A 10,446-nucleotide genomic window follows, 5' to 3' on the forward strand; every position below is an offset into this window, starting at 1 on the left:
CGAGGATGTTCCATTCTTCATCAGTGAGGCTGCTGGAATATGGCATGGTACCTTGGTTCAAGGGATTTCAGTACCTTAATTTGAGATTGTAAAGATGTCAAATGGGTTCTATAGGAGATGTGATCAGATCGCACATCGACGCGATCGCTTTCCTCACATCGAGATGCGTTCTGTTCACACACGGCACCAAGAAAGCCGTTGAGCCTTTCATAGTCAATGCGATAGAACATAACGCGGTTGTACTGGCTGAGGCCATGCTGTGCGGTTTGCAGCAGTCCCAGTTTTTTGAGATTGGCGATCGCCTTTCGCAATCCGTATTCACTCATCCAGGGGAGTTGGCTCAGCCAGGAGTGAAGGGAGTTGTAGATCCACTTCACCCCGTCAACGAGCCAGCCTGCCACCTGGGTATTGGATGACCAGTAGTGGAGCTGTTGCAAAAAAGCGGCTTCATCGAAGCCTGTTCCCCCTCTCCCCAGGGCTTGTTTGAGAAGTCCGGCCAGGTGGGGCGGAATGGGAATGGAGTTTGCTTCTAATGTACGAGTACCGACCATGATGACTATCCTTTAAAACGGTTTTCGGTTACGGGCGAAGGGAACGGGCGTGTTTCATCCGCCGCCCTATTCCCTGAACGAATTGCCTGAGTCGAGCAATTTGCTCATCAACGTGCTGGCGCTCTCGTTCTAAAGCCATGACCTGATGCCCTCGCGCGATCGCGGCTCTGGCTTCTCCTACGGCTTTGTGGGAAAGATGTTGGGTCTTCACTTTTGGCTGCCCCGATTTTTTGTATTCACCTGTGAGCCAGCGCACCTGGTAATAGGTGTATGGCTTACCGTTTTTGGTTTTGGTGTAGGGTTCAATCCACTGGTTGCGGTAAATGTCGCCTTCCTGCTCGATCGCGCTAATGTCAGCGGTAATGCGATCGCGCTCCACCTGAAGAGAATGCAGCGCAGCCAAGTAGTCGGGTAACCAATTGAGTTCTGGGAAATTGCCCAGATCTAAGACCAGCGATTTTCCCAGAACGAGCGGTGCATTGGCTCCATTAGAGGAAGCCTGCTGCAACGAAGCGTGAAAAGTTTGCATGGGACATCGGCCCACGACAGGGTGGGTTCTCTTGAGTTTGTTGAAATTCTTGCGGAAGGGACGTTGCCTGCAACGCCCCTCCGGTTGGTGGTTCCGAACCCCGCATTAAAACGAGGGCATTGCATGAGAGGGCGATCGCCCCTCAATGCAAGATCAACTAGAAGGGTAAAGCGGCATCATGCAAATCTTTGGAAACCAGCACAAGCCAATAATTGGAGCGGTAGCCCAGGGCAACACTCCCGAAACCTAAACGGGTCTGGTCTTGCTCTCAAGCGCGAATCGATTGCAGAGCCGTATCTAACCTCGAAGTTTGAGAAAAGACGATCATCTCTGGACTCCTGCTCGTTGGGCGGCAGCCCTCGGCATAGCCTTTCAAGTAGTAGGTATTATTTTGGAATTGTGGATGCGGGGCGAGACGGTTCATGCCATCCCGAAAACCTGCACTAAAAAGCTGATCGGGCGCAAGCGAGTGGTTGCGCCAAGAATCTCTTGGTATCATGGTGTAAAGTCCTCAAAGACTTGTAGAGAAGGCGATCGCCCAACTTTCCACGGCTGGCGATCGCTTTTTCCGTTTAAATTTCTCTCTGCATTTTGCAACCTGGCTTAGGACGACAGGCTAGGGCTGTATTGCTTCTGCGGTTTATTTTTATGCGTCCCCAGAGTTGTTTCCCTGTTGAAGGCGATCGCGCAGTTCTAGCAAGATTTTTTGGTCTACCCCTAAGCTCTGAGCCAATGCTGTTATCTGCTCTTTGTCTGGCGATTCACCAGCAGCTAATTGAGTAAGGAAATTTTGGAGATCAGTAGAAGCGTGAGGGTGCTTATCCTCCTGAGGCGGAGGAATTTTGCCAGCTTCCATCGCTTCTCGTATTGCTGTCTCAACAATCCAGTTAGCAAGACTCGTGGGGCGATTGCCTTCTGACTCGGCCCATCGCTCCAATGCCTCCAGAATTCCGGGAGGGAGGGATAGGAATATTCGCTTTCCCCGATCCTTACTCACGCCTGTATTACATAATGACCTCCTTAAGTTTACGGGCGAACGATAGAAAGATTGCCAAATGGGTTGCAATTAGAAAATTACTATCCAATTACTATCCAATTTATATCCAATATGCTAGTGTAGTTCGTAGCGAATGTAAAGTAAGTCGCATCGAACCATTTGACCTATTAGCGAACCGCTACGGATTTTTCTAAGGAGAATACGAACGATGAGCAAAATCCTTGATTTTGTTGGGGTTCCAGCTACCTTTACTGCTTCAGAACCGGAAAACACCCTCACCCCCGAACAGTCCTACGACCCTTCGTACGAACCACCCGCGAACGACGCAGCGAATGAATTTGAGGACGGGTGCGAACAAGAATCTCTGGGGTGCGAACAGCCTGAGTCTGCATTGACTGATGTAGACGATCTCTTAGCCATTGAGATCTGGAAGCCTACAGAGCCTCAGTACTGTCGGGCCATTTGCGCCCACTACGGCGTGAAATCGCGCACCGTGCAGAAATGGTTTACTCGGATTTTAGAAGTCTGCCCCTGGTTCTCTGAAGCAGAATTGCGGCTACCCGACGATCGCTATACCCCTCTTTGCATTGAATTAATGGGTGATTATCGTGCCTCTGGCTTAATTGCCCGAAAGTGGGGAGAACGCATGGCCGAGCGATTTGCCGACCGTATCGCTGCCGCGAAACCACCAGCAACCGCACCTCAAACCATTGATCCCGATGTACTGCCGCCAGAAAGTGAGCCAGGTACTGGGGGCGATCGCCAATCTCCTACCCGCCCTCTGCTTCCCCAAGGTCGCAACTACCTGGCGGCCCCAGAGGAAGAAGAAGCCGAACTCAACAACCTTCAGACCCAGGAATTGCAACTTTTGGGGCAAATGCACCAAGGCTTGAGCCGCTTGAACCATGCTTCTGAGCAATGGAACCGGGCTAACCAACTAAGACGACAGCGATTAATCAAACAAACTCGCCTGGAAGCAGCAAGTTTAGCGATTGAACTAGAAGAGGAATTTGAAACAACCTTACACGAGGTGCAATACCGACTCCAGCGAGGCGACCTTTCCACACCGGAGCCAACGCCGGGAAAGCCTCCAGCGGCACCTGGGCGATCGCCCTCAGCATAACGCTACTAGCCTTCTCAATTCTCGTGTGGGCGATCGCTCCCAGCAACACAACTCAAAACCAACGCCATGACAACTCTTTTGACCCCCTCCGAAGCCCTGAGCTACAGCCATCTTCTCCTTCACCTGGCCCTTGATACAGCCCACGGTCGTTCCTGGTCGGCAAAAGTGGCGGCGATCGCCGCCCGAATCGCGGCCCAGGAAACCCAGTTAGCCAGACTTGTCTGCCGCCAGGAAGCGTTGCTTTTAGCCCAAGCAACCGCGACGTTAGAGCGCTGCAATCCCAATCTTTAGATGGAACCCCAGACTATGCTTTCCTCTGCACTGCAATACCTCATTCTGGATCCGGCTTACGGATACCTGTATCCCCACCGCCACGCCGCGTCTGCTCTGGGTTTACCCAATGAATACCAACTCAGCAAATCACCGTCCACACTTAACCGAGGGGCAACACTGGCACAAAATTCGAGGAGTTGATCACATTGACCGTGTGTTCTACTCCCTGACTGGCCTGGAACGGCTCGCCCAACTCGTCGCAACGCCCCAGGCACAAACCTTCTGGCAATCGGTTCAGCAACACACCCAACCCGGCGGGGCCCTGGTTCAGGTGCAGGCGGCTGTACTCTACACCGAGCCATGCGAACCCACACCCATAGCAGCGGTGCCAATGCAGCGGCTCCCTGAGTTTGGAGGGGAGGGATTAGCCCCCTATCCCTCCCCTGACCTTTGGCCTGTCATAGAACGCACTCCGCTAGAACGACCGACACCGTCTCCCGGTACATCTGCTTCAAGCCTCACCCCCCATGAAACAGCCGCCCTCATCTTCAAGGCTCAGGAGGTACTGGGAGAGCAGATCTCGAAGACCCAGGCTCAAACCCAGGCCAAGGCCAATATCACCATCTGGCAGCAGTTCGATGGGTGGCTCTCTACCCAGGACAGCATTGCCATCGGCATCCTCTATGCCCTGATCTGCTCGCTGGTAGGGCTGGGGTCTTATTACATCACTGAACTCCTCAAACAGCCAAACCCAAATCCCGTTTCCCAATCCCAGGTGCAGTCCACAACCCGCAGGCCGTAAACCTTTTGTCTGTTACACCAAACTTACACTAAATAACCATGCCTGAGAAAAACCCACTGACAGGTAAAAAACGCCCCTCGGCCTCCAAACCATTCTCAAATACCTCCTTGAGCGGTTTGTCTACGACATCGCCCATTCAAATCGGCGACTTTAGCGACACTATTGACTTGTCCTACAACGTCCCCGTTCATGATCCCGGTAGCCTGCTCCCTGGCGATATTTATGACCCAGGAAGTTCATCCGCTCCACGTTTGGCCCGTGATGAAGCCGATCGCCGCATTGAAGCCTACAACGAACTGATCGCGGCTCAAGAAGTTGCAGAACGGGGCTATAGCTTCATCTCATCGGTCTTTAAAACCCATACCAGTTATCAACGCGCCCTAGGAGAAGGCTTCTCCGCCCTCCGGGAGAACCTTTCGACCCAGCGCAAGCAGGTCACGGCGGCAACGGCTGTCATCGATCTCGAAACCGAAAAACTCAAGTTCAGCCGTGCGGTTCAACTGAACCAACAAGCCAACATCAAACTCACCGGAGAAGCCACCAAAACAGGACTCCTGCAAGAACGCACCGATGTAGAAGTCGCCAAAATCAAAAACGAAATCCAGGGACTCAAAGCTCAGGCCCAGCAAGCCTTACAAAAAGCCCAGGCTCTAGAGCTACCCATTTAGTACCCTGCGGGGTTTCCACCCCGCTCTCTGCCCACCCCTTGCAAAGGAGGCACCCATGGAGAATCAAACCCGCGAAGATGAATGCACCCAGGCGATCGCCCCCCGCTTTGAATTCCTAAACCAACTGATCTACCTGACCAGTGGCTGTACTGCTGCCCTGGGTCTGGTTGCGGGCCTCCTCTTTGGTAACGCAGGGGTGGCAATCACAGGGGTGGGATCTGCGGGTCTTTCCCTTTATGCCCTGGCTCCCAGCCGTAAACAGGTCGCCCAGACATCAGCAACGCTCCTGATTAACCATGACGAGCAATGGCAACAAACGCTCTCAACCCTAACCCATCAAGCCCAGGAGCAAATCCACCTTCTGACTGTAGAGCACCAAACACTTCTAATCAATCATTCCGCTCTGGGGCAAAAACTACGCGAGACTCAATCGCATCTTTCCTCAAAACTGGCCCAAACCCACTCTGATCTAGCCCACCGTCAGCAGCAAATCGAGGCCCTCAATGCAGAACTAAATCGTTTGCAGCAGGAGAAGCGATCGCTGGAGCAAACCCTATCGGCTCAATTACAACAGACCCAGGATGCCTTGCAAGAAGCGCAATCACGGCTCGCACAAAATCGCTATGATCTGGCCGTCCATCTGGATGCGATTGAAGGGCAAATCCTCGACATCTGGAATCCCCTGTACCGGGGGCTGCTTGCTATTTGCGATCGCTTTGATCCCGCCCGCCCCGTTCCTGATCTCGAATATGCCGGAAAACCCGCTCATCTGAGTGAAAGCGAGAAGCGCCAATGGCACCATTACCGCGCCTCCCTCAATGCCTACGATGCAGACTTACGAAAGCGAATTGGGGGCATGAGTGAAGACTGTAGTTCTCACGATGAAGCCTACGCCTTTTTCTTGAAGCTACTAGAAGAACTCACCAGCAACTACTGCAAACTCTGGGCCAACGTCCGCGATCTGGAGATCGGCTCCACCCACGACGCTGAAAAACGCGCCATTTACAGCGAGTTTGAAAACCTCCGCAACGAGTACGTCTCCGATGCCAGCCAGTGGGTCGAAAAATCCAGCACCGTCGAAGAAGGCTTTTGCTTTATCGAGGAGAGCTTTAAATCCGAACTCGCAAGCCTCCAGCAACGCATTGTTGAAGCCGAGCACCTCATCGAGCACTTACAGGCTCCCCGCAGGTTTCGAGGGGAAACCAACATCGACAAAGCCGGAAATCGCATCATCGAACACTTTGCCACCAGCGGTATCATTCTCGATGCCATTGAAAGCGTAAAAATCCCTGGAGGCTTCCAGCTACGCTTCAAAGTCGATCGCAATCCCGATAGCACTCGTCTTACAGAGAGCGAGTTCGACAAACACTGCGATCATCTGGGACTGTGGGGCTTATCCCAGCGTCTGCTAGATTTCAGCCTCGATACCCGCAACTTCCTTCTAAGCGTCAATCTCTATTCTTTATCCAAATCCCTCCCTATAGCAGCTATCTGGGACGGCTTGAAGGGGTCAGTTACCCCAGCCATTCCATGATCACGGCCCCCCGAGAAAACCAGATGGCCCTGGGTCTGTTCTCAGATGGCAAAGCGATCGCTTTTAGCTGTGAGTACTGCGGCTCTGATAGGTCTCGCCGCAAAGGGACGTATCGCACCACAGGCCAACCCAGATACGTGTGTAGCCACTGTGGACGGGTACCGTCTAGCCCTGGACGCGGTAGCGAGACGGACGAGACGGATAGCGCTTTAGAGGTGGACGACCTCGACGTTCTACCTGGACACGCTCGACATAACCCCTCATAACCCTCGCCTAAAACACCGCAGAAAAAACCCATTTGTCGCGATCGCGCCGTCTGTCCGTCTCGCGTCTCGCTACCCAACATGCCCTATTTCAATGCCAACAGATTAGCCATGAGTAGCCCCAAACGTTTATTAATCGGTGGTGTGGCCGCCGTCGTCCTTATTGGCATGGCCGCGTCCTTTAAGCGTCCGTCCCCTGCGTCCATGTCCACCCAGTCTTTGAGTCTTATTCCCGCGTCTCCTACTCCTCCCACGCCAACCCCACCGCCCCCACCCGAGCCAACCCCATCGTCTCGTTCCCCTCCTGCTCTACCCGGTGTACCCCATGCTCTCTTCTCTCAAGCCCATCAGATTACAACCTGCAATGGCCAAATCAGCAGTGCTAATTTCCGCGCTTTCCCCAATCTCGATGATTCCGGGCTTCTGGGAGTGGTGCCCTACGGCGATTGGGTCTACTTGTCGGGTCGTGTTGTCTATGGCGATGGGGTGGGGTGGTATGAGGCGATCGCACCCACACTCGCTCCATCCCCAAATTCACCCCAACAAGGCTGGATCGCCAGCTGTTTCATTTCAGGCTGACTCAGGCCGCTGATTTCCAGGTTGAGTCGCCATTATCTAGTCCTTTTGACCGTTTTGTCTGACAACCCGTTCTGTATTAAATAGGAGCTAACCATGCCGCAACCCGTTTTTGACCCGCAGGGTCTTGTCCATGTAAACTTCCTCCGCCTACCCGGTGCAGAGGAGAAAATAGCTTACGCATCTTTGCAGGAGCAGATTAATAGCCACTCTCCTGAATCCGTAAATTTTGGTCTGGCACGAGTTCCCGTAATTGGAGAGTTGCTGCAACTGGATCGCTTTTTATGGGCCGTCGATCAGGTGATTCATAACCCTGTTCCGGTAGAAGAAGACCCCGATGATCTGTTTCCGGAAATCCCTGCTCGCGTTGCCACACTCCATATTCGCTTCCATGGCGTAATGGACTAAACCCTGTGGTACCACAAGAGAGCCAATGAAACAGCCCCAGCCTTGATTAAGGCTGGGGTTTTGTTACGGCTTCACGTCTTTGGATCCGCACTTTCCAATACTACGCCTTCCCATGAAGAGCGGGCTTTAATCCATCAATGCCTTATGGCTCTGCTATAAAGTAGCTTCCCCGTTAGGCTGGCGATCGCCCCCTCCTATCAACTCACTATTCACGAACTCAAGAGTGCCGAGGATTAAGGAAGGGCATTATGTAGCAACTGACCCATTACGACAGCACTACTTATGAAGCCTAAACCCCTTGTAGAGCAATCGGACTATGAGCCATCGATATAAATGATCTGAGCAACAAATTTTCCAACAACGTTGTCGGAAGCTAAAAAAATCATCAAAACTGCAAGAAAAATATTCCAGACGAACAGGTGTACAGTATGATTCTTCTCAGCTATGGGTGAAAGGCGGTGGCAAAAAAGATTGCGATCTTCAATATGAAGGGCGGGGTAGGAAAGTCTGCGACTGCCACAAATCTCTCAGCAGGGTTAGCCAAGTTCAAGAATAAAAAAGTTCTCCTGGTGGATATTGACCCTCAAGGCACATCAGGAGCTTCATTGGGCCTAGAAGTCTGGACCCTGGAAACTCAGATTAAAGACGTATTGCAGAGTTCCCCCAATGAAGCAAAGTCACTTCTTCAGAGTGCGATCGTCTCAACCGAGAGCGGAGTAGATATTCTGCCCTCAAATATTCTTCTGGCCGTTGATGAGATAGCCATATCCAGCTTGCCAGGAAGAGAAAACCTGTTGAGGCGATCGCTGGCGTTTGTTGAGGAGAAGTATGACTACATCATCGTAGATTGCCCTCCCAATATTGGGGTGTTCTCCATTAATGCCCTTAAAGCCTGTGACAAAGTGATTGTCCCCGTGGATATGAGCTATGTGGGGCTCTTGGGTGTGCGAGGTGTCGAATATGCCCTTGGCCTGGTCAGAGATTTTTTAGACCACAACATCCAGATTCTTGGAGTGTTAGCAACCCGCTATGACGGGCGCAAGAATATCAGCCGAGATGTGCTGCAATCCTTGCAAGGTCACTTCGGAGCAGAGATGTTTAAGACGATCATCCCTGATACGGTCAAGATTTCTGAGGCCCCCAGTTTTGGCATTTCAATTTTCGAGCATGATGCCAATGGTACAGGGTCCAAAGCATATCGTGAGCTGATGAATGAGGTATTGAAGCGGTGGTAACACGAAAGAAAAGCGGACTGGGGGCGGATCCCTTTAAGTCTCGACCGAATCTGGGAATCTTTAGCCCCACAGAGCCAACCCCATCGAAGCAGGATAGCGATCCAGGAGAAGGGAATACTTCCCTCACGGTTGAGGTGGCAAAAATTGTTCTACCCAAGCAGCAACCTCGCCGCTACTTTGACCCTGCTAAGATGCAGCAACTCGCAGCATCAGTTCAACAACACGGCATCTTAGAACCACTGCTGGTTCGCCCGCTAGACGATGGCTACGAGTTAATTGCAGGAGAGCGGCGCTACCGGGCTGCCAAAGAGGTTGGGCTCAAAGATGTCCCTGTCGTCATCCGCCAGATGAGCGACCAGGAAGCCTTGCAAATTGCGATCGTTGAGAACCTGCAACGGGAAGACCTTAACCCTTTAGAAGAAACTGAAGGCATCATCACATTGCTCTCGATGCAACTTGAGATCGGCCAAGCGGCAGTTTCCCAGTTACTCCACCGCTTGGCGAAATCTTCTGACAACGTTGTCGGAAAAGATGCCGAGCAATTAGAAACGATTAAAACCGTCTTTGATACCGTAGGCGGAATGGACTGGAAATCATTTGCCAGTCACCGCTTACCTCTCATGAATCTGCCCGATCCAATTCTCGATGCCCTGAGAGAGGGCAAGATCGAGTACACCAAAGCGAGGGCGATCGCACGGGTTAAAGACATAGAGCAGCAGGAAGATTTGTTGAAAGAGGCCATCTCTCAGGACTTATCTCTCTCTCAAATTAAGGAAAAGGTATCGGAGTTAAAGGCAACAACAGCCGAGGCAACAAAAAGCTCTTATCCCCTCAAAAATCGTTTCGACACAGCTTACCGTTTATCAAAGCGCTCAAAAGTCTGGGACGACCCAAAGAAACAGAAGAAGCTGGAGAAACTACTGGCAGAAATGGAGAGCCTATTCGTTGAAGACAATTAAGGCGACCGTTCTGTCTGCAAACGATAGATCCAGCCTTAGCAAACACTACCCTTGATGTATGATGCCCTGTGGTAACAGGGCTACCAGGTTGAGCATGAGTACAATATTACCCAACGATTATGCAGAGTTTTTACGCGATCTGAAAGCGAAGATTCAATCGCGTCAAGCTCGTGCAATCTTGGCTGTTAACCAGGAACTGATTGCGCTGTATTGGGAGATTGGCCAGCAAATTGTTGATCGGCAAGAAACGTCTGGTTGGGGGGATGCAATCATCACCCAGATCGAGAAAGACTTGAAGCGTGAGATGCCCGATCTAGAAGGCTTCTCACGCCGCAATCTCTACCGGATGCGATCGCTTTATCTGGCTTACCGAGAGCAGGGAGAAACTGTGCCACAGCTTGTGGCACAAACTCCAGTGCGCCAGGCATGGCCAATCACTTGGAGGTGAAAGTCCTCTACCCAACCTGATGGAGGTGAAGGGTTAGCGAAATGCAAGGGCAACATCGTGAGGTGTTGTCTGAAGGAAGC

At 52.0% G+C, this 10,446-nt stretch carries 14 protein-coding genes; 11 read left to right on the forward strand and 3 right to left on the reverse strand.

The window, feature by feature from the left end; genetic code table 11:
- Positions 1–20: 20 nt before the first annotated feature.
- From NDI52_RS33825 to NDI52_RS33835, 3 genes are all read right to left on the reverse strand, one after another.
- A complete protein-coding gene (locus NDI52_RS33825) occupies positions 21–551 on the reverse strand; it encodes a hypothetical protein (protein WP_348257109.1) in 531 nt (176 codons plus the stop codon).
- A 28-nt stretch (positions 552–579) separates the two neighbouring features.
- Positions 580–1,080 carry a hypothetical protein gene (locus NDI52_RS33830; protein ID WP_348257110.1) on the reverse strand — a complete coding sequence of 167 codons (501 nt, stop codon included), beginning with the start codon at positions 1,078–1,080 and terminating at the stop codon, positions 580–582.
- Between the two features lie 646 nt (positions 1,081–1,726).
- Positions 1,727–2,077 (reverse strand): hypothetical protein, encoded by a 351-nt coding sequence (locus NDI52_RS33835; RefSeq protein WP_348257111.1) that lies wholly within the window; start codon positions 2,075–2,077, stop codon positions 1,727–1,729.
- Between the two features lie 208 nt (positions 2,078–2,285).
- Between NDI52_RS33835 and NDI52_RS33840 the strand changes: the two genes are divergently transcribed.
- The 11 genes from NDI52_RS33840 (at position 2,286) to NDI52_RS33890 (ending at position 10,366) form a co-directional block, all read left to right on the forward strand.
- Positions 2,286–3,200: a hypothetical protein gene (locus tag NDI52_RS33840; RefSeq protein WP_348257112.1), complete on the forward strand. Its 915-nt coding sequence runs from the start codon at positions 2,286–2,288 to the stop codon at positions 3,198–3,200.
- Positions 3,201–3,266: 66 nt separating this feature from the next.
- Positions 3,267–3,491: a hypothetical protein gene (locus tag NDI52_RS33845; protein ID WP_348257113.1), complete on the forward strand. Its 225-nt coding sequence runs from the start codon at positions 3,267–3,269 to the stop codon at positions 3,489–3,491.
- A 109-nt stretch (positions 3,492–3,600) separates the two neighbouring features.
- Entirely contained in the window at positions 3,601–4,275 is a 675-nt protein-coding gene (locus NDI52_RS33850; protein WP_348257114.1) for a hypothetical protein, read from the forward strand.
- 38 nt (positions 4,276–4,313) lie between these two features.
- Positions 4,314–4,943 carry a hypothetical protein gene (locus tag NDI52_RS33855; RefSeq protein ID WP_348257115.1) on the forward strand — a complete coding sequence of 210 codons (630 nt, stop codon included), beginning with the start codon at positions 4,314–4,316 and terminating at the stop codon, positions 4,941–4,943.
- 55 nt (positions 4,944–4,998) lie between these two features.
- Positions 4,999–6,477, forward strand: coding sequence for a hypothetical protein (locus NDI52_RS33860; protein ID WP_348257116.1), 1,479 nt, complete (start codon positions 4,999–5,001; stop codon positions 6,475–6,477).
- The gene (locus NDI52_RS33865) at positions 6,474–6,743 is read left to right on the forward strand and encodes a hypothetical protein (protein ID WP_348257118.1); all 270 of its coding nucleotides are present in this window, start codon (positions 6,474–6,476) and stop codon (positions 6,741–6,743) included. The genes NDI52_RS33860 and NDI52_RS33865 overlap by 4 nt, the downstream gene beginning before the upstream one ends.
- A 108-nt stretch (positions 6,744–6,851) precedes the next feature.
- The gene (locus NDI52_RS33870; protein WP_348257119.1) at positions 6,852–7,319 is read left to right on the forward strand and encodes a hypothetical protein; all 468 of its coding nucleotides are present in this window, start codon (positions 6,852–6,854) and stop codon (positions 7,317–7,319) included.
- A gap of 93 nt (positions 7,320–7,412) precedes the next feature.
- Positions 7,413–7,724 (forward strand): hypothetical protein, encoded by a 312-nt coding sequence (locus NDI52_RS33875; RefSeq protein WP_348257120.1) that lies wholly within the window; start codon positions 7,413–7,415, stop codon positions 7,722–7,724.
- A gap of 458 nt (positions 7,725–8,182) precedes the next feature.
- Positions 8,183–8,959 carry a ParA family protein gene (locus NDI52_RS33880; RefSeq protein WP_348257121.1) on the forward strand — a complete coding sequence of 259 codons (777 nt, stop codon included), beginning with the start codon at positions 8,183–8,185 and terminating at the stop codon, positions 8,957–8,959.
- Positions 8,953–9,918: a ParB/RepB/Spo0J family partition protein gene (locus NDI52_RS33885; protein WP_348257122.1), complete on the forward strand. Its 966-nt coding sequence runs from the start codon at positions 8,953–8,955 to the stop codon at positions 9,916–9,918. Before NDI52_RS33880 ends, NDI52_RS33885 begins: the two co-directional genes overlap by 7 nt.
- A 94-nt stretch (positions 9,919–10,012) precedes the next feature.
- Positions 10,013–10,366 (forward strand): DUF1016 N-terminal domain-containing protein, encoded by a 354-nt coding sequence (locus NDI52_RS33890; protein ID WP_348257123.1) that lies wholly within the window; start codon positions 10,013–10,015, stop codon positions 10,364–10,366.
- Positions 10,367–10,446: the final 80 nt, after the last annotated feature.

Source organism: Leptolyngbya sp. PL-A3 (assembly GCF_039962325.1).
GTDB lineage: Bacteria > Cyanobacteriota > Cyanobacteriia > Elainellales > Elainellaceae > Vacuolonema.